Genomic DNA, 19,303 nt, shown 5'->3' with positions numbered 1-19,303 from the left:
GAGACAGACCAATCCATGCTTTCCCGCTCGACGGAGGATAAAATGAACACGTCACGCCGAAAGAGGCTCTCGCTTACCGACGACGGACTGATTCACGTGGCCGACAACGCGTCCGCGGAACGATCGGAGACGCAGGAACCTGCGCCGAACGCGGAACCTTCTCCGGACCGTGGGCCTGCGTCGGATCCCGGCCTGCTCGTTCGCCAGGCTGCCCAGCGGGGACACACCGACTTGGGCTGGTTGAAGAGTTTTCACTCGTTCTCGTTCGGCGGCTACTACGACCAACAGCACATGGGCTTCCGGTCGTTGCGGGTCATCAATGACGATCGGATCGCCGCCGGACGCGGTTTTCCAACCCATCCGCACCACGACATGGAAATCATCTCGTATGTCCTGGACGGTTCTCTGCAGCACCGCGACAGCACCGGTCACGGATCGGTGATCACGCCGGACGACATCCAGATGATGTCCGCCGGCACGGGGATCACGCACAGCGAGTACAACCCGTCCTCGACCGACGGCAACCACTTTCTGCAGATCTGGATCCAGCCGTCGCTCCGCGGCGTGCGGCCACGCTACAGTGAGAACAAGGTCACCGCGGATCAAAAGCGGGGACATTGGTTCCGGATCGCCGGGCCCGATCGGGACACTGCGGCCGTGTCCATTCATCAAGATGCCAACATTTTCGCGACCAAGCTGGCGGCCGGTGAAACGACCGACTACGTCGTCCAGCCGGGACGCCACGCATGGTTGCAAGTGGCTCGGGGTGAATTGACCGTCAACGGGACTCGGTTGACTGCCGGAGACGCCGTTGCCACCAGTCGGCCCACCGCCCTGCATGTCCAGGCGACGCAACCGACCGACGCCTTGCTGTTCGATCTGGCCTGAGAGGGACATCGTCGCCGCGGTCACCAGACGGCGGAAACCTCGCTTTGGTGCAGCCACGGGGCATCAGACAAAGCGGGGTTTCCACGCTCTGGCGAGCGTGGCTACACGGCTCGGATTTACTCCAGGCTTCTCGCTCTGGCGAGCGTGGCTACACGGTTGGGAGATACGCCAGCGCTGGCGAGCGTGGCTGCACGTCTTCGAATCGACGCCGGATTTCAAACGGACTTGTCCGTAGCCAAAACCAACGGCTCGACAATTCGGATCACCTCATCCAGCGACATCACCCGCGCGTACCGATCGCGAAGGGTCGCCAGCGAAGCTTCATGAAGCTCGGGGGTCACGGTGGCGCAACAGTCTTCCACGACAGTCACCAGATAACCCAAATCGCAAGCGTCACGGACGGTCGTCTCCACGCACTCGTTGGTGTACACCCCGACAACGAACAGGGATTCGATCCCCATGTTGTTCAACACGTAGTGCAGGTTGGTCGAAGAGAACACGCCGCTGGCCGTTTTGTTGATCACGATCTCGTCACGCTGTTCATCCGGTGCGACGATTTCCAAAAACTCCGCTTCGCGTGATCCCGGCGCCGCCAACAAGCCCAACCTGCGGTGCCCCTTGCTGCGATCCCGCCCGTCGCGGGTCAGGGACTGGATTCGCGTGTGAATGACTTCCAAGTCGTGCGTGCGGAAAGCGTTTTGCAATCGACGCACGTTGGGCAACACCGTCGCACTGAGTCGATCGAAATAGTACTCCTGCGCTTCGCGGGGCACCCCGCTCTTTTCGGCATCGCGAAACACGCCGTGCCCGGGAGCCGCATCGAGGTACTGCAAATCGATGCACAACAGCGCCGTGTGGCGCTGGACCAGAAACTCTCCGTGTGCCGGGTTGTCCACGAACGACTCGTGGTACACCTCTCTCAACGGATCGACGTGTTCTTGTGCATTCATTCACCGGGCCTCGGAAATACGGAATGGAGGAATGAGGATTGGAACCGGCCACCGTCACCGAACGCATCGGAGACGCATGCGCCGACAAGCCGATCGAACTGTCACGGCAGCATCCTTGCGGTCAGCTGGATGACATTTCGACCACCGTCTGCAGCATCAGATTGGCCCCGGCTTCGATATCGGACCAGGCGGTCCATTCAGCCGGCGAGTGGCTTTGGCCGTTCTTGCTGGGAACGAAAATCATACCAACCGGAACCAAGTTGCCCATAATCTGGGCATCATGGGCGGCTCCACTTGGCATCCGCTCGTACTCCAGCCCCAGCTGTTGGGCCTGACGCAACAGCAGCTCGACGATTTCGTCCTTGCAAGCGACGGGCCGAAGGTAGCTCTTTTGCTGGAATTCGAACATCAAATTGCGGTGGCGTGCGATCGCCGAGAGTGCCTTGCGAAAAGCCGCACTCAACTCGTCCAGGATCGTCTCACTGGTGTCGCGGACATCCAACGAAAAGTCGACGTGGCCCGGCACCGTGTTGGCCGCCCCGGGCAGGATCTGGGCTTTGCCGATCGTCGCGCGACTGCGATCGCTGCCGTTTTCGGCCAGAATCCGGGGAACTTCGTGGGCAAAGTCGGCCAACCCCATGAAGGCATCGTTTCGCATCTCCATCGGAGTCGTGCCGGCATGGTTCGCTTCGCCGCGCAGCGTGACCGACCAGGTGAAGAGGCCGGTGATCTCGTCCACGATGCCCACCGTCTTGTGCGTGCGGTCCAACACCGGCCCTTGTTCAATGTGCAATTCCAAGTAGCCGGCAATTGATTCCGGATCGCGAGCCGCATCCAATGCCGCCATCGGATCGTAGCCGTGCCGCTGCAGTTCATCCCGCAGCAGGATGCCGTTCAAGTCGGTCATGGTTGCCAGGGACTTGGGGTTGATCTGTCCGCACACGGCCTGCGAGCCGAACATTCCCCCGAACCGCCCCTCTTCATCGCTGAACGCGATTAGTTCCAACGTCCGCTCGGGCTGGACCCCCTGTTCGCGCAAGGTGCGCAGACACTCCAGAGCAACGACCACGCCAAGGGTTCCGTCCAGGGCACCGGCGCAAGGAACCGTGTCGATGTGCGATCCGATCAACACGCGGGGCGCGTCGGACTTGCCCGCCAGAATCCCCGAGACATTGACGGCTCCATCGGTTTTAGCCTCCAGACCGGCCGTTTCGATTCGATCGAGCAGCCAGCGTTTGCCTTCGATGTCGGCGTCGGTGAACGCCATCCGGTAAATGCCTCGATCGGACTCCTGACGACCGATCTCCGCCAGCGTCAGAATGTCCTTCTTGATCCGCTCCAAATTGACTTTACGTTCCATTCTCTCACCTTTCGTGTGACATCGTTCTGGTCCCCACGGACCCGACGCGTCGATCGACGCCTTTGACTGGCTGCGTCAATCGACGACCGGCAGCGGCAGACCCTCGACGTACTGTCCGTGCAGCATGTGCAGCTGCAGAGCATGGTTCATCACGATGTCGTTGCGCCGCGCGACGGTGCCATCGGTTTCTTGCCAGGCCTGATCGATGAATCCACGCAATCGCGACGCATCCAGAATGTCGACGGATTTGACGCGGTCGTCGGTCAGCCAATGATCGATCATTTCCTGAATCGCATTCCGTTTGACCGGGTCGGTGTGCGCCGGTGGGGCCATGAAGGCGAACTTCTCGCGTTCATAAAGTTCACGCGGCAAGACCTGGACCATCGCTTCGCGCAAGACCCACTTTTCGATTCCGTCGCGGATCCGCACCTCGGGCGGAATGGTCACGGCGTATTCGGCGACATGGTGATCCAGGAATGCCGGCCGTGCCTCCATGCTGTTGGCCATGTCCATCCGATCGCCGCCCCACGTCAGGATCTGGCCTTCGAGCTGTGTTTTTGCCCAGGTGTACTGGGAGATGTCCAGGCGGTGACGCTGGCGAACCTGATCCGGATCGATCGCGGCGGCGACTTCGGCAACCGGGTCGTATTCCTGCAACAGGTCTTGGATATCGGAGGACAGCAGTGGCTTGACGCGCTCCAACGTCATCATCCAGGGTTGGATCCAGGACGGCGTGAAGCCGCACAGATCCTGCCACGCCGGGTGCTGCAAGTCTTCCTCGGCCAAAATCGCTCCGGCAAAGATGCCACCTTCGCCCTCACGTCCCAGCCAATCGCGTTTGAAGAACGGGTAGCCGCCGAACAACTCGTCGGACCCCTCGCCGGTGACAACCGCCTTGTAGTTGCAGGCCCGCACCCGCCGGCTCATGTGCCACTTGGCGACCGCCAGCGTGTTGTAAAACGTTCGCTCGGCGTGCCACGTCGCCCGCTCGAACGCGGGACCGTAAAGTTCCTTCTCGGTCAGCAGCAGCAACTCCTGCTCGGCGCCGGTTCGCTCCGCCATCAATTTGGCAATATTCGATTCGTCATATTCGTCGCTGTCAAAAGCGATCGTGAATGCTTTGACGGGAGATTGCTGCAGCGTGGTGGCCAAGCCCAGAATCGAACAACTGTCGATTCCGCCGGAAAGATAGCAACCCACCGGAACGTCAGCTTCCAGTCGAGTGGCGACGGCGTCGATCAGCCGCTCCTTCACGCCTTGGACATATTCATCGGGATCGGGGTTGGGATCGTGCGAGGTCGGAAACTCCAAATCCCACCACCGCGTCATGTTGGTTTCCAGGCGGCCGTCGCGCATCTGGACCACCAGCATGTGCCCCGGCTTGAGGGCTTGCACGCCTTCGAACGCGGTCGACCCCGGGACCATCACCTGCATCATTTGATGCACCGCGGCCTTGGGGCACAGCTTCGGTTGGATGTCGGGATGCTTGAGGATCGATTTGACCTCCGATCCCCAAACGATGCCCGAATCGTTGACCGCGAAATACAGCGGTTTGATTCCGAAGCGGTCGCGAATCAGCACCAGGCGCTGCTCGCGATGGTCGTACAACACGATCGCGAATTCGCCTCGCAGTTTGTCGACGAAGCTCAGCCCGTGTTTGCGATACAACGGCAAGGTAATCGCGCTGTCGCTCTTTCCGTCGCAGGCAAGGGATTCGCAGGCCAGCTTGGTCCGCACGCGTTTGTACCCGTACAGTTCGCCGTTGACGGTGACGGCATAGTCGCCCTGCCCGGCTTCAATCGGCTGGTGCCCGTGGTCGAGCCCGATGATCGACAACCGGGTGTGTCCCAGGGCCAGTCCCTGGTCCACGTACAGCCGGCTTCCGCGTTCGTCCGGTCCGCGGTGGTCCAGCACATCCAGCATCTGGTCCAGGGCGAAGCGAAGCTCGCGTTCATTAGTCCGTGAAGGGTTCCAGAATCCAGTGATTCCGCACATGTTGAAGTATGGGGTAAGAGATAGATGGATGGTGTGGAAAGTGGTTCGAATCGGCGGGGCGCGATTTCGATCGGCACACTTCCGACGGGCCCGGGATCTGCCGAGCCGTCCCGGCGACCGAAATTGACCGACGTCCGAAAACGCCCGCCCAGACATCATCGAGACATCGCGATGACGGCACCCCAGAGCGACGTCCACGAGCACCGCGTGCGCCCCGCCGGGGCCCTCTGGCGACGCGTCCCGACGGTCTCAGGGCGTCATGAACGTTCCGCTACAAATCGCTGATCCGGTCCAGCCGCTGCAGGACGGCGACCAGGATGGCTTGCCGGACAAAGACCGCACCGGCCGCCTGGGCGAAATACAGGTTGTGATCTGTTTCGTCCAAATCTTCCGACAGCTCGTTGTTTCTGGCCAACGGGTGCATGATCACCGCCCCCGGCTTGAGCTTGCTGGAACGATCCAGTTTGTAGCGGTTGTCCAGGTTCCGATAGCTGTCGCCCAGGAACGCGATCGAGTTGACGTATACCACATCCAGGTCGTCAAGCACTTCGCGAACGTCGTTGGTGATTTCGATCGGGATCGGCGATTCTTCGATCGGTTCGGTCAGATCCAAACCGACCGGATCGGCCATTTCGGACACCAGCGTGATTCGGTCGACCGCCTTGGGAAACATCAGTGAGAGACGCAAGAAGCTCTTCACGGCCCGCATCGAACCGGGCGTCCCGATGATTCCCAAGTGGATCCGTCTCTCGGGCGGACAATCTTCGGTGCACAACTCCGGTCGCCACTTCAACAGTGCGTACCAGTCGATCAATGCCTGAGACGGGTGATGACCGCTGCCGTTGCCCGCATTGATCAGCGGACGCTGAAGATTCTTGCGAATCTCGTCCATGCTGTTCGTTTCCGGATGACGCATGATCACGACATCGCCGTAGGTGTTGAACATCTCGCCGATATCGGCCAGTGATTCCCCTTTGGCAATCCCGGTGACCTGCCCATCGGGCACCGACAACACTTTGCCGTCCAGTCGCAAGATCGCGCTTTCGAACGACAACCGCGTGCGAGTGCTGGCTTCGAAGAACGCGGTGATGGCGATCTTCCCGTCCAAGGGCTTTTCCATTTCAACGTTGCGCGCTTCCAGGAGCGCCGCAAGCTGTGAAATCGCCACGACCGTCCGTCGATCGAATTGTCGCGGATTCAGAATTGACTGGCCGCCCAACGCCTCCAGCGCTTCGCGATCAATTCGTCCGTCGGTCGCGGCGAGCAACTCGGCCGGCGGCAGACTCTGCCCTTTCGAATTCGTCGCGCGATCGATCAGAGGCACGGCCACATTTTTGTTTCTATTCATCGGACCAGATTTACCAGATCCTTTTTTGTCGAGAGTCAGCGATCAAGAACAAGATCAGCGCCGCCGCACCCGCACCACATAGCACGAGACCACCAATCACCAATGTCTTCAGAAGCCACAGAGGAAAAATTACCATCAGTCGATCTCTCCTGATTGTACGGTCCCACTCTGGTCCGCCCCGGGCGTTTCTTTCCCAGCCGTTTCCGCACTCGCCGTTCCGGCTGAGGCGAACTGCGGGTCCGCGCCGCGTGGCCGCTTCGGTCCCGCCAGGGTAGCAAAGTCAAATTGGTCTGGATGAAGGAACATCAACACCCCAAATGTGATCCCGCTGACGGCCGCCCCCACCAAAGCACCGACAAAGGGAAAAATCAGCTCATAAGCGATCAGCCCGGCCACGCTGCCCAGCACCATCGCGGCGCAAGCCGCCACCGGACTCGCACGGCGAAAGTACAACCCGCCAACGATCGGCCAGATGCAACTTCCCACCATCGGACCGGCAAAGAACAACACCGTCGCCAGCGTCGAATTGTTGCCCCACGCCACCGCCCAGGACAGCACGCCCAGGGCCACGATGCTGAACATCGACAACTTGCGTTTCGCCGCATCGCTCAACTCCTTTTTCGCGTAAGGCTCGATCATGTCGTTGACCATCAAGTCCGAGGTGGCCGCCAACAGGCTATCGATGCTCGAAGCCAACGAGCAGAAAACCACCACGAACACCAGCAGCGCTCCGCCGGTGCCAAGCAACGTTGCCGCCACGAGCGGCCCGGCCGTGTCCGGTTGGCTGATCCCGATTCCCAGGGCCGGTGCGGCCAGACCCAGGAACCCCGCGACCACCGGAACCGGCAGCCACAACAGTCCACCCAACGCGTATGCCTTCGGGCCGACGCCGTCACGCATCGCGAACGCGCGGCTCCACCAAACGTTGCTGTGAAAGATCTCCCCGAACCCGAAGAGCATGTTGTTGAATAACGCCATCAATGCCGCGGGGAAGAGAACCGACAACAGCATCGGCCGCTCGGTGCGCAGCGTTTCATGAACGTCCGCCATATCGACGTGCATCAAGACCGCCACCGCGACCACCACCAATCCGATCAGGATGATGATGCTTTGGATAAAGTCGGTGCCGATGACGGCATACATGCCGCCGAACAACGTGTACAGAACGCAAACACCGACCACCACGGTCATGCCCACTTCATAGGGAATCCCCGAAAGTACATTGAGCAACTTGCCACCGGCCATCGCCATCGAGATCAGCCACGTCAGCGCGTAGAACAGCGAGATGATCAGGAAGGGGATCGATCCGAGTCGGCCATACCGACGGCGCACGAACTCCACCGCGGTGTAACCTTGCGGCATCAGTGTTCGAATCCGGCCGCTCATCGGAGCGAACGCGAACAACCCGAAGCTGGCGGTGGAGTAAGCGACCGATCCCCAGACGCCCAGTTGCAGCGCAAATTGGGGCGCCAGCATTGTGGTGTTGGAGGTGATCCAGGTTGCCACAGCGGTCGCCGTGCCCAACGCCAAACCCACGTTTCGTCCCGCAACGGCAAACCCGTCGTAGGACTGCGCGCGTCGCCCCCACCACTTCCCCAACGCGACCCAAGCAATGCCAAAGATCGCCAACAGGATGTAGCCGGAACTGGGACGGAGGATCGTTTCCGGGGTTGCCGCTAACGGGAACGTCACGTCGTCGTCTCCGGTTGCGTGGTGGAGGGTTCAGCCGCTGCTTCCTCCGGCTGACCGAGGGCGCCGCGGATGATCACGGCGATCAACAACAGAAAAATGACCAAGCCGCCAAAGAACAGGGCCAAGGCCATTCGCAGCGGCCAGTGAACGACCTCCACGACCGCCGGCTGGGCGCTGCGGGCGATGACTTGCCCCTGAGTGTCCAACGCGTCAACGGTGAATTGATACGTCCCGTCGGGCAATCCTGAAACGAACGCCTCCGGCAACGGGCCGCGATAGACTTCCAAACCCGAATCCTGTCGCACGCTGTACTCGGCGGCAGAGTTCAATTCGTTCCAGGTCAGCGTCAGGTAGCCTTCCGCCGCTTCAAAACGGGTTTGATCAAATTGCAGCGACTGAGATGACTCGGCGGCCGGATCGGCCGAGGAACTGATCGGCGCGGAATCCTGGGAATCCTGCGGCAGGGGGCTGGTTTCTTGTGCGAAGAGAGAGAGCTGCGCGATCGAGATTTTTTGCGCAGCGGACGAGAACGCCAGACCACCGAAGGCCTGGGCCGTCATGACGATGAAAGTGACAGCAATCAATCGCAAGCGACCGCTCCTGTTCGGGGTCCGACGTGTCCTGATGCCGCGTCAGGCGATGATCCCGGTGGATCAACACCCCGCGGCCGAACCTGCCCGAGATCTCACCCGGGCACGATCCGCTTAACGACGACGCATCCGTTTGATCCAGTAGTCGACGCCCATTTCATTCATGACGTCGTCGCCCAGACAAACCTTGATGTTCTGCGTTCCGTCAGCCACTTCTTCCAATTGCTTGGCGGCCGCTTCGCCGCTATCGGCTTCCACGTCGACCGATGCCAGCAGTTCACCTTGGTCGTCAATCTGCTTGATTTCATACGTCTTCAGTCCGGCAGTTCCGGGATCTGTCCATTCCATCATGGATCTCCTAATGCTTGAGGTTCAGGATTCGTTATGACGTGCTCCTGGGCCAACGCACGCACCAGCGCGTAGCAGGCCAACAGCAGCACCACGGTTAGCGGCAGAGCCGCTGCGATCGATGCGGCTTGCAGCGCCTGCAAGCCGCCAGCGATCAGTAACGCCGCCGCGACGATGCCTTCGGTCAATGCCCAAAACAATCGCGTGCCGACCGGCGGGTTCGGATTGCCACCCGAGGCGATAATGTCGATCACCATGGATGCCGAATCCGACGACGTGACGAAAAATAGAACGATGCAAAGCGTTGCAATGCCGGCACCGGTTTTGACCAGAAAAGGAGACGAAAACATCCCCTCCAGCAAAACAAACAACACCGTCGGCAAGGTGTCGATTTTGGTGGTGCCATCGTCCGTCACGATGGGTGCGTCCAAATATTCCACCGCGGTCAAGGGAAGCTGCTGGCGACGAAACGTTCCGTCTTCCAGCCGCTCCAGATCGCCCTGAGTGTCCTCGGTTGCGACCCAGTACCGCGGCAATGTGTCATCAATGGCTGCAAGTTTCGCGCCGTTTTCCACTTTTTCCAAGTGGCGGGTGTGCTGGCGCAAGGTGGTGGTTCCGAAAGCGGTCAACCACAGGATCCCCACACAGGTCGGCACGAGCAGCACGCCGGTGATGTACTCGCGAATCGTCCGGCCGCGGGAAACCCGCGCGATGAACATGCCCACGAACGGCGACCAACTGATCCACCAAGCCCAATAGAACACGGTCCAGCTGGTCAGCCACTGACGACTTTCGGCGTTGAAGGCTCCCGTGCGGAAAGAGTTGAACGGCAACACCTGCAGGTAAGCGCCCGCGTTCTCGACCGACGCGCCGAGAAACGATATCAGTCCGCCACCGAAGATCACCAACACCATCAACGCGCCGGCCAACACGATGTTCAACTCGCTCAGCCGTCGGATCCCCGCGTCCAAACCTTTCACGACCGAAGCCGTGGCCACAGCGGTGATCGTCGCGATCAACCCGACCTGAATGTTGACACCGTTGGGAACGCCGAACAGAAACGTCAGCCCCGCATTGACCTGCTTGGCTCCGATCCCCAACGAGGTCGCCACACCGGTCAGCGTGGCGATGATGGCCAACGTGTCGATCACATCCCCGGTCCGGCCCCACACCCGATCGCCAAGCAGCGGATGCAGCAGAGAACGAAAACTGAGTGGCATCCCGTGACGGAAGCCGAAGTAGGCCAGCGACAGCCCGACGACGGCGTAAAGTGCCCAGGGGTGAAAGCCCCAGTGAAAGATCGTCACCGCCATCGACAGCCGCGACGCCTCCAGCCCGTCTGCAAATCCCGGCGGAGTCTCCTGATAATGGTAAATCGGCTCGGCCACGCTGAAGAACAGCAGCCCGATCCCCATCCCCGCGCTGAACAACATGGCGAACCAAGAACCCCGCCCAAACTCGGGCAGTTCATCATCGGCCCCTAGCCGAACATTTCCGTATCGGCCCAGCGCCAACCAGATGGCGAACACCAGAAAGCCGGACATCGACGCGACGTACAACCAGCCAAAGCGGTTGCCGATCCAATCGCGGATGCCAATGAAGTTTTCCCGCAAGAGGTCACTGGGAAACCAGAAACAGACCAGAACCAAGGTCAGAACCAGCAAGGCGCCGGCGGGGAAAACCACCGGATGCATCTCGAAATGCTTTCCCATGCTGAAGCGAGGCAATTCCGTGGTGATATCGCTTTCTGACAAAGATTCTCTCTTCTACGGTCCGATCCTTCCCAAAATCGAACCCCGGTCGTTTCGTGACAAGCTCGGCAGGAAAAACCGAGCGTTTGCTACCCTCCAAGGCCCCGGACGGGCCGCCTTTCCAGACTCCGCTGGAAAAGCATTCCCCCCGGCGTGCTGGAACACTCGTGTTGAAACACGCGTGCTGGAACACTAGGCAGGTTTCTCGAACTGGAACACGCCCCAGGCTAGGTGCCCTCGCGTGCCGCCGTCAATCCAATGTTTCAGCCCGGCCTTCATCCGCTCCAAATAATCGGCGGAGATTTTGCCGGTCAGATCCGCCGAGCGCTGTTCGGTGGTTTCCAGAACGCGGCGGTAGTGATTGGCAAGCTGACCGGTATGGTCCTCAAATCCCAAGTCGCGCCAACCCAGTTCACCGCCAAGCTTCTGGTAAAAACCGGGGGATCCAAGATCCGACAGGTGAATCCGAGCCAGAATCGGATCCAGCACACCCGCCGGACAGTCATCGCTCTGCATCGGATCGGTAAACACGAACCGACCCCCGGGCTTCAGCACCCGGTCGACCTCGCGAAACACGCGGGAGCGATCGCCCGAATGCAAGATCGCATCCTGGGACCAGACGAAATCGACGGACTCGTCCTCCAGAGACAGTTGCTCGAAACTTCCATCGATCACCTCGATCCGGTCATCGATTCCGGCCGCCGCGTTCAATTCGCGATTGCGTTGATTCTCGGCTTCGGACAGATTCACACAGATCACGCGGCAACCAAATCGCTGCACCAGGCGGCGGGCTGCCCCACCGTAGCCGGCACCGATATCCAAAACGACGGACTCTGAATCGATCCCCTCCAGCTGATCCGCCAGATGGTCAACGGTGCGACGACTGGCATCCTTGATCGGCTCGTCATCGGAGCGATACAAGCCGACGTGGATATCCTCCCCGCCCCAGACCTCAGAGTAAAACCGGTCGGCATCATCGCTGTTGTAATAATCGCGGGCGGTTTGAGTCGCCTGGTCAGTGGTGGATGTCACTGCTGGGCCTCCTTCGGCAGTTCGGCGGACGGCTCTTCGACGATCTCGGCCTCGTCGTACTGCTTGGACGCCACGTGCACAAAGAAGTCGGGATCTTCTTCGTGATACGTCTCCAGAAAGTCACCGTACGTATCGATCGACTGGAACCCAACCTCGTGCATCAGATTCCGCGTGTACCGTTTGCGAAGCGGGAACATGTTCAGGTGATACACCGATCCGTCGGCAAACGAGTACTGGAATCGGGCCAGCCCCTCATCGACGTGCTCCGGCTCTGCCGAAACCTTCTCGCCACAGTAATAATACTTATGCTTTGAACTGAAACCATGATCCAGGATCGCGTCATAGTTGCGCTGATCCAGAATCAACACGCCGTCGTGAACCAACGCGGCGTAAAACTCCGCCAACGCCTTTCGCCGATCTCGCTCGCTGAACAGGTGGGTGAACGAGTTGCCCAGACAAATCACGGCATCGAAGCGACCGTAAACGTCGCGATTGAGCCATCGCCAATCGGCCTGGACGGTTCGCAGCACGTGCCCGCGTCGACGAGCATTCTCGAAGGCCTTGGAAAGCATGTAGGGACTTCCGTCGGCACTGACCACGTCGAACCCGGCTTCGATCAATCGCACCGAGTGAAACCCGGTCCCGGTGGCCACGTCCAACACCCGTCGGACTCCGCGCGATTGCAGTTGCTCAATGAAAAAATCGCCTTCGGCCGCCCACCGCTGATCCCAGTCGATCAACTCATCCCACTTTTCCACAAAGCCCCGGACGTACTCATCGGTGTATGTATCGGTGTGCCTCACCTCCGTGGGGTCGTGACCGTAGTCTTGGGTCTTGTAGTCAAGGAGCGATTCGTTCTGCGGATTCATAGACAACTACTTGCGGTCGGAGCGGGGAGAACCCGTGACGGCATCCCCCTGTCGGGGTGCCCGCATTCGGGACGAGCTCAAAGAATACCAAAATTTGCTTTGAACCGAAAGCATTATCGGCGTGAGGGTTGTCTGAATTTAACGTGAGTGCGGTGAGCAAATCGATGCCGTCGGCGGGTCCTGACACAGCCAGACCGTTGACCAAACCGCCGCGGCCGGCCTACGACGATGCCGGCCTCAAATTCTCAGGAATCCTCACAACTTGTTACCTTGAACCGGCACGCCCCCCTCCCGGCCGGAGGGCCTCGCACCTTGCTAAAGGTCGCGTCCGAGATCTCGTGGCGAAGACCTCCGTCTCGTGGCGAAGCCCCCCGCAGCGTGGTTTTCCGACATCGGCTGACGGCAGCTACTAGGCGAGAAGAGACTAGAATTTGGCTTTCGCGAGCGGATCTGAAGGCGGCAAGATTGCGAGACCGCGGAGGCGGTTGGCGTCACTTTGCGGTAGCAATGCTCACCGCGGCGTGGAAAACTGGAGCCATTGCGCGGCGGCCAAGGGGCGACTTTCGCGATGGAAGTGACTTCACCGCCATTGTCCGATGACGGAGGCAATCCTGGCCGCGGTCGTCAGCCGCCGACCATCGAAGCCGCCGACCATCGAAGCCGCCGACCATCGAAGCCGTCGATCTGCCGAAGCCGTCGATCTGCGAGATCGCCTGTAATGCTTTCCCACGAAGACCAAATCGTTGCCGCCATTCGACAAATCATTCGCGCGATCGACTTGCATTCGCGCCGGCTGGTCAACGGGCATGGCATGACCGGGCCTCAGTTGGCCGTCCTGCAGGAAGTCTTGCGGATCGGCCCCACGCCGCCCTCCACGCTGGCACGAGCCGTCCATTTGAGCCAAGCCACGGTCACCGGCATCCTGCAACGGTTGGAACGACGGGAATTGATCATCCGCCAGCCCAGCCCCGACGACGGCCGCAGCGTGTTGATCAGCATCTCACCCGCCGGCCGGGCGATGCTCGAGTGCTCTCCCTCCCTGCTGCAAGACCGCTTCCGCGACAACCTGTCCGGGCTCGCGGATTGGGAGCGTCTGCAAATCCTGGCCACGCTGCAGCGCGTCGCCCATCTGATGGAAGCCGAACATCTGGACGCTTCACCCCACCTGACGTCCGGTGAGATCTCGCAGCAAGCGGATTCGAACCGGGCCGCGGCAGACCCAGCATCCGCTGATTCGCCGCGGCAGTCCCACGACGATCGCGCCGAGTGACAGCAGTCGGCCAAGGCGGGAGCGCCGAAGGTTTTGCCGTTTCGCGATCACGGCGGAAAGCCACGCTCTGGCGAGCGTAGCTACTCGTCTGCAGACAGAGCCTGATGTGATTCGGCCGACGGCAGGGGCTGTCGTCGCGATCACGGCTGGGGATCAGCCAGCCGTTTCGGCCGCGTGCTGGTACAGGTGCACGTCTTGCTGTGGGAACGGGATCGAAATTCCGGCCTGATCAAACCGCTGCTTGACGCGTCGCGTGACCTCCGTCTTGACCGTCCACCAATCGCTGGTCTTGGCCCAAGGGCGGCACACGATCTTGACGCAGGAATCCCCCAGCTCGTGCATCACGACCATCGGCTCGGGATCTTCCAAGACCAATTCGTGCTGCGTGACGACCTCGCGAATGATTCGCTCGGCTTCTTCGAAGTCGTCTTCGTATCCGATCCCAAACTCCATGTCGACGCGACGATTGTCGTTCGCGGTGATGTTGGTAATCACGCTGCCCCAGATCTCGTTGTTGGGGACATGAATGGTCTGGTTGTCGAAGGTTCGAAAGGTCGTGGAAACCAGGTTCATCTGGTTGACCGTTCCCGTGACGCCGCCGGCGTTCACCACATCGCCTTCATCAAACGGCCGATTGATCAGAATCATCAAACCGCTGGCAAAGTTGCTGAGGGTCCCCTGCAAGGCAAACCCGATGATAAAACCGGCGGCTCCGATCGCGGCCAGGATCGGCGTGATGTCGATTTCCAAGGCGGTCAACGCGATCGCAAAACCGATCAGCATGATCACATCCTTGATCGTCCTGGAGATCAGTTTTTCGGCAAGCGTCGAAAGCTTGACTTTGCGTTCGAGCAACCAGTTGACGACCGCCGCGATGACGCGTGCGGCGATCCACGTGATCAGCAGGATCAAGAGGAACAGTGCGATGTTCCACAGCCAGCGTTGGCCGCCTTCCTTGGATGCCAACCATCCGGTAATCGCCGCCCACGTGGCGCTGGCATCGGTGGCATCCAGGTCGATTCCCGAAACCGCCACCGCATAGTTGCGGTACTCCTCCACGTCGCCGCCCTTGAGTTCCAATGAGTACAACACGACCTCCAAACGATCGGCGATCGCCGTGCGTTGGTCCTGCAGCTCGCTGACGTCCGCGAGCAATTGTTCCTTCTTCGCCGAGGCGGCGGCACCCATGCCTCCCTGTGCGTCGCCTTCGGTGTCTCCGGCCGCCTCTCCAGTCGTCTCGCCGGCGGCATCTTCGTCTCCCGAGGCATCTTCCTGGTCGGCCGAATCATCGCCGGGGGTCGGTGGCGCTTCATCCAACCCCAGTTGCTTCTGAGCCTTTTCGGACATCTCCTTTTCCGTCGCCTCGGCTTCGGCTTCGGCTTTCTTTTGAACCGCGTCGGCGGCTTTCATCGCTGCTTCGGCGGCCCGGCCATCTCCGGCATCCATCGCCTCATTGGTTTTCTTCACGGCCAGCTGCGCCGCGGCAATCTGCTTGGCCTTCTTCCGCAACAACTCCAACCAGGCATCCGCCTCGCCCTGCAATTCGGACTTGGTCAGCGGCTTGACCAGGATTTCCAATTGATCCGGAGGGATCTGCGGATTGACCGTGGTGATCGGCTCGTAGGGCGGATCCTTCGCGTCCTGGTCAGCCGCACCCGCCGCGGATGCCTCCTCCCCGCCTTCATCGGATGCCTCCGCCGCTTCGCCCGAATCGGCCTCCTGCGCGAAGGTCGTGCCAGCCCACGGAGTCCCCAAAAGCAACGCGAACGCCAGGGACAACTTCAGCAACGACTCGATCATGAGCCAGTCTCCTCAAGCAAGAATTTCGAACGGATCGCGAGGTCAAGCTGGTACCACCGTAGCGAAATCGGCTTCCTTGCAAACCCGTCGGCATCGGTTTGGCTACCTGCACCCTGGCCGATTTCCATGCGGCCAGGTGACCGCCAGATCGTCAACGCACAAAATCGCCCCGCTTCGAACGAAGGTCCGGCTCCGAACTTTCCCCTAGCAGCGTGTTGACTCTCGATCGTCGTCTTTCAATCCGCGAACGTTGCGTTGATTCCCGCGGTTTTGGGGAGCGGAATCCGACATTGCGAACCGCACCCCTCCTCAATCAACCGACTGCCAACCGCCGATGAGAGATCGACTTGGCTGCGCGCCGCACGATTCGTCCTTCTGTCACGACACGCTGCATCGACAGGCGAGGACGCTAACTGGCCCTCGCCCGTTGGTAAAAAAAGTGATTGACGCGGTCGACTTCAGGGCGCCTCTTCGGCGTCCGCGGATTCCGCTTCGGGGTTTTCCAAACGGACCAGCAGCCAGTTCTCGACGCGGCTGTCGCCGAAGTGAACCAGGATCGGAGCTTCGTCTTGCGTCAAGTTGTACAAGCCGCTTTCGACCACCACCTCCTCGCTCTCACCGATCCGAAAGGCGACGCGCTGCGTTTCCTTGTCGACGCGACCCTGGACCGTGTCGGCCTGATCCGTTTGGGTGTTGTACAGCGTGCCGCTGATGATGCCTTCCTTGTTGACGGCCAGTTGGAGGATTCGATTGGGATCGACATCTTTCTCTCCCGAGCTGACCGCAAACGTGCCCAGGGGCATCCAATCGATCTCTTCGGCGGTTTGTTCATCCTCCGGAGGATCAACGGTCGCCAGTGCCGCGGCGCTTTGCGCGAACTCGTCCGCGGTCGCTACCTGCTGGCCATCGATGTACACCGAATTGTCTTGGTAGACGACGTTTCCGCCCTGGCCGTAGTCGTAGTACACCGGTTGCGTCCAAACCGCACTGGGCGCCGACCAGCTGAACCAATTGGTGAACGTGGCAAACGTCGGCACGGTCCACCAATAACTCCACGGATAGCGGTTGAAGGCGTAGCCGTAGTGCCAGCCTCCGCAGGCGTGATAGTGGCGGTTCCACCAGGAAGGCCCGAACCAATCACCGTGATGGTGATAGTGGTCCCAGTGGTTGCGGACCCCGTTGCCCCAATTGTTCCAGTACCGGCCCCGGTCGGGATAGCGTCCCCGCCAATTCTGGATGCCGCCGATCTGATTCTGCCAACGATTGTTGATGTTGTTGATGCGATCGTTGTCGATGTTCACCCAACCGGGACGATTGCTGATGACGGTGTTGTTGCCGATGTTGATGTCGCCGATGTCGATTCCGCCGCCCGGGCGGCCGGGCCTCCCGGGGCGGTTGCCATCGCCGATTCCTGGTCGACCGGGACGATTGCCGTCGCCGATGCCGGGCCTTCCGGGGCGGTTCCCATCACCGATGCCCGGTCTTCCCGGACGGTTCCCGTCGCCGATTCCCGGTCGGTCGCCGCCAGGCCCCGGCCGATTCCCGCCGGGTCGAACCAACCCGGGCAAAGTCTCAGGCCGCAGGGGTCGGTCCATGCCCAGAAAATCTCCCAGGTCTCCCGGCCGGGGTCGAGCACCGCCGCTGCCTCCGGGACGGGTGAATCCGGGGCGATCCAACCCCGGGCGCCCGCCACTGCCGCCGGGGCGTCCCGGACGTCCAGCCCCGGGACGGTCTTTCCCGCCGGCCAAATTCGGCAAGCTCGGTCGTGTCGAGGGCCGCGTCGAGGGTCGTGTCGTGGGTCGTGTCGAGGGTCGTGTCGAGGGTCGTGTCAGATCGCCTGGCCTTGGACTCGGTCGCGTACTGGGTCGCGTCAAACCGCCCGGCAAGGTCGTGGGCCGGCCGCCGGGCGAGGTGCTCGGACGGTTGATCGAGGGACGACTGATCGACGGACGCGTGGACGGTTTCATCCCGCCACTGGGTCGACTTGGGCTGGGTCGAGTCGGACTGGGCCGGCTTGGACTGGGCCGGCTTGGACTGGGGCGATTGAAACTCGGTTTGGAGCTGGGCCGGCTGACACTGGGCCGGCTCACGCTGGGACGGCTCACGCTGGGACGGCTGGCCGTCGGCCGGCTGATCGACGGCCGAGACGGACTGGGACGACTCATGCTGGGACGCGGGCTCGGGCGGCTCAAGTTGTGCGTGCTCGGGCGGGCACGTCCGGCCGACATCGACCTGCCTCCGCCGCGGCTGCCTCCACCGCCTTTGAATCCTCCGCGGGCAAGCACTTCGGAGTCGGGCAGGCCGACGATCATCACGCCGGCCAGCAACAGGGTGGTTAGTTTTCTCATCGGATCACGCCTCCCGATTCGATCGCTGATCCTGGGGTCGTGTCGGTGTCCGACGCGTCGGCGTCTGCCGAGCCGTCGTCCGCGGGCGGCGTTTGTCGCACCACGGTCACCACTTCCGTACTGGGCTGCGGTTCGCCTTCGATTTCATGGCCGATCAACTGCAGCTGGATCGTTTCGTCGTCCGGTCGTGAAAGCACGTAGGTGCCCGAAGCCGCCAAGCCTTCGGCTGTCGTTTGACTGGACTTGATCAACCAGTCTTCACCGCTCTGGGACCACACTCCGTCGCCGAATGATCCGTCCGAATTGAACGTCCACGACCGAATCTCCTGACTTCGTGGATCCCACCCGATCACCTGGGTCCCCTGCTGGCTGACGCCCTGATCATCGGAAGCGACGAACGACCGAATCAGAAAGGCTTGGTTGGGCGACCAACGCACCGTCGTGTCGACGCGTGTCTGATCGGAATCGTCGACCCACTGGCCGACCAGCCAATCAAGTTGTTTCAAGGCGTCGTAGGAGGTGGGAGGTTGCGGCAGTGGCATTTCCTCAATCGAATCGATCATCCATTTCCCGTCCTGCTTGACGGCGATCGCCGAGAAACTGCTTTCCACCGGAGCCTCGCCGGGAACTCCGACGATCGTCCGTCCCTCGACCTTGGCGACCTCGGGCGTGATCATTCGGACGGAGTCGACTTGTCCTGAAAGCCGCGTTTCCGGTCGCTCTTCGAACACCGCCGCGAGATCTGATCGGATGGCGTCTCGACCTTCGGTCCGGTCGCCGGTCTCACGGTCGATGTGCGTCGCATCTTCGGTCCACATCGCGGCAACCGAGTCCAAATCTTGATCGTTGAACGCTTTGACGTAGCCGCCGATCGCGGCATTCAATTCCTGCTCGTCGGCGACTGCGCGACCGCACGGCAGGCCGGCCACCAGCACCGACAGGGAAAGGGCAAGCAGGGCACGCATGGAAACAACTCCCGAAGCTAGATGTAGTAAGACGCGATTCGTTGAATCCTTCTCCGCACAACCGGCCACTCGCCGGTGGCGAGTCCTCCCCGGGGTC

General features: G+C 61.0%; 15 protein-coding genes. 2 read left to right on the top strand and 13 right to left on the bottom strand.

Going from position 1 to position 19,303, the window contains the following annotated elements; all coding sequences use genetic code 11:
- The first annotated feature begins 42 nt into the window (after window positions 1-42).
- Window positions 43-888, top strand: coding sequence for a pirin family protein (locus tag FYK55_RS25455; RefSeq protein WP_150079455.1), 846 nt, complete (start codon window positions 43-45; stop codon window positions 886-888).
- Window positions 889-1,103: 215 nt separating this feature from the next.
- Here the strand turns inward: FYK55_RS25455 and FYK55_RS25450 are convergent, their stop codons facing one another.
- The 10 genes from FYK55_RS25450 to FYK55_RS25405 form a co-directional block, all read right to left on the bottom strand.
- On the bottom strand, window positions 1,104-1,838 hold the full coding sequence (locus FYK55_RS25450) for a cysteine hydrolase family protein (protein WP_150079454.1): 735 nt from the start codon (window positions 1,836-1,838) through the stop codon (window positions 1,104-1,106).
- 121 nt (window positions 1,839-1,959) lie between these two features.
- Complete coding sequence (locus FYK55_RS25445) at window positions 1,960-3,198, bottom strand: Zn-dependent hydrolase (protein ID WP_150079453.1); 1,239 nt, start codon at window positions 3,196-3,198, stop codon at window positions 1,960-1,962.
- 75 nt (window positions 3,199-3,273) lie between these two features.
- Window positions 3,274-5,193, bottom strand: coding sequence for an asparagine synthase (glutamine-hydrolyzing) (asnB, locus tag FYK55_RS25440; RefSeq protein WP_150079452.1), 1,920 nt, complete (start codon window positions 5,191-5,193; stop codon window positions 3,274-3,276).
- 271 nt (window positions 5,194-5,464) lie between these two features.
- A complete protein-coding gene (locus FYK55_RS25435; protein WP_150079451.1) occupies window positions 5,465-6,541 on the bottom strand; it encodes an aspartate/ornithine carbamoyltransferase family protein in 1,077 nt (358 codons plus the stop codon).
- 135 nt (window positions 6,542-6,676) lie between these two features.
- On the bottom strand, window positions 6,677-8,233 hold the full coding sequence (locus tag FYK55_RS25430; RefSeq protein ID WP_150079450.1) for a sodium:solute symporter family protein: 1,557 nt from the start codon (window positions 8,231-8,233) through the stop codon (window positions 6,677-6,679).
- On the bottom strand, window positions 8,230-8,823 hold the full coding sequence (locus FYK55_RS25425) for a hypothetical protein (RefSeq protein WP_150079449.1): 594 nt from the start codon (window positions 8,821-8,823) through the stop codon (window positions 8,230-8,232). The genes FYK55_RS25430 and FYK55_RS25425 overlap by 4 nt, the downstream gene beginning before the upstream one ends.
- 114 nt (window positions 8,824-8,937) lie before the next feature.
- On the bottom strand, window positions 8,938-9,174 hold the full coding sequence (locus tag FYK55_RS25420) for a hypothetical protein (RefSeq protein WP_161604745.1): 237 nt from the start codon (window positions 9,172-9,174) through the stop codon (window positions 8,938-8,940).
- Entirely contained in the window at window positions 9,171-10,925 is a 1,755-nt protein-coding gene (locus FYK55_RS25415) for a BCCT family transporter (RefSeq protein WP_150079447.1), read from the bottom strand. The genes FYK55_RS25420 and FYK55_RS25415 overlap by 4 nt, the downstream gene beginning before the upstream one ends.
- Window positions 10,926-11,114: 189 nt before the next feature.
- Window positions 11,115-11,954, bottom strand: a complete 840-nt coding sequence (locus FYK55_RS25410; RefSeq protein WP_150079446.1) for an SAM-dependent methyltransferase — start codon at window positions 11,952-11,954, stop codon at window positions 11,115-11,117.
- Window positions 11,951-12,823 (bottom strand): glycine/sarcosine N-methyltransferase, encoded by an 873-nt coding sequence (locus tag FYK55_RS25405; RefSeq protein ID WP_150079445.1) that lies wholly within the window; start codon window positions 12,821-12,823, stop codon window positions 11,951-11,953. The genes FYK55_RS25410 and FYK55_RS25405 overlap by 4 nt, the downstream gene beginning before the upstream one ends.
- A 718-nt stretch (window positions 12,824-13,541) precedes the next feature.
- Between FYK55_RS25405 and FYK55_RS25400 the strand changes: the two genes are divergently transcribed.
- Window positions 13,542-14,093: a MarR family winged helix-turn-helix transcriptional regulator gene (locus tag FYK55_RS25400; RefSeq protein ID WP_150079444.1), complete on the top strand. Its 552-nt coding sequence runs from the start codon at window positions 13,542-13,544 to the stop codon at window positions 14,091-14,093.
- 153 nt (window positions 14,094-14,246) lie between these two features.
- On the opposite strand, the gene FYK55_RS25395 is transcribed toward FYK55_RS25400, so the two are convergent.
- The 3 genes from FYK55_RS25395 to FYK55_RS25385 form a co-directional block, all read right to left on the bottom strand.
- The gene (locus FYK55_RS25395) at window positions 14,247-15,893 is read right to left on the bottom strand and encodes a mechanosensitive ion channel family protein (RefSeq protein WP_150079443.1); all 1,647 of its coding nucleotides are present in this window, start codon (window positions 15,891-15,893) and stop codon (window positions 14,247-14,249) included.
- Between the two features lie 458 nt (window positions 15,894-16,351).
- Complete coding sequence (locus FYK55_RS25390) at window positions 16,352-17,488, bottom strand: hypothetical protein (RefSeq protein ID WP_150079442.1); 1,137 nt, start codon at window positions 17,486-17,488, stop codon at window positions 16,352-16,354.
- Between the two features lie 749 nt (window positions 17,489-18,237).
- Window positions 18,238-19,206 carry an SgcJ/EcaC family oxidoreductase gene (locus FYK55_RS25385; protein WP_150079441.1) on the bottom strand — a complete coding sequence of 323 codons (969 nt, stop codon included), beginning with the start codon at window positions 19,204-19,206 and terminating at the stop codon, window positions 18,238-18,240.
- Between the last annotated feature and the right edge of the window lie 97 nt (window positions 19,207-19,303).

It is taken from the genome of Roseiconus nitratireducens (assembly GCF_008629675.1).
Taxonomy (GTDB): Bacteria; Planctomycetota; Planctomycetia; order Pirellulales; family Pirellulaceae; genus Stieleria; species Stieleria nitratireducens.
Note: the sequence above shows the minus strand (reverse complement) of the source record. Positions and strands in the feature narration are given on the sequence as shown.

Excerpts from the sequence above, each read along its gene's own strand:
- FYK55_RS25385 (WP_150079441.1), bottom strand. The coding sequence starts at position 19,206 with ATGCGTGCCCTGCTTGCCCTTTCCCTGTCGGTGCTGGTGGCCGGCCTG.
- FYK55_RS25395 (WP_150079443.1), bottom strand. The coding sequence starts at position 15,893 with ATGATCGAGTCGTTGCTGAAGTTGTCCCTGGCGTTCGCGTTGCTTTTG.
- FYK55_RS25390 (WP_150079442.1), bottom strand. The coding sequence starts at position 17,488 with ATGGACCGACCCCTGCGGCCTGAGACTTTGCCCGGGTTGGTTCGACCC.
- asnB (WP_150079452.1), bottom strand. The coding sequence starts at position 5,193 with ATGTGCGGAATCACTGGATTCTGGAACCCTTCACGGACTAATGAACGC.
- FYK55_RS25420 (WP_161604745.1), bottom strand. The coding sequence starts at position 9,174 with ATGATGGAATGGACAGATCCCGGAACTGCCGGACTGAAGACGTATGAA.
- FYK55_RS25405 (WP_150079445.1), bottom strand. The coding sequence starts at position 12,823 with ATGAATCCGCAGAACGAATCGCTCCTTGACTACAAGACCCAAGACTAC.
- FYK55_RS25455 (WP_150079455.1), top strand. The coding sequence starts at position 43 with ATGAACACGTCACGCCGAAAGAGGCTCTCGCTTACCGACGACGGACTG.
- FYK55_RS25445 (WP_150079453.1), bottom strand. The coding sequence starts at position 3,198 with ATGGAACGTAAAGTCAATTTGGAGCGGATCAAGAAGGACATTCTGACG.
- FYK55_RS25400 (WP_150079444.1), top strand. The coding sequence starts at position 13,542 with ATGCTTTCCCACGAAGACCAAATCGTTGCCGCCATTCGACAAATCATT.
- FYK55_RS25435 (WP_150079451.1), bottom strand. The coding sequence starts at position 6,541 with ATGAATAGAAACAAAAATGTGGCCGTGCCTCTGATCGATCGCGCGACG.
- FYK55_RS25450 (WP_150079454.1), bottom strand. The coding sequence starts at position 1,838 with ATGAATGCACAAGAACACGTCGATCCGTTGAGAGAGGTGTACCACGAG.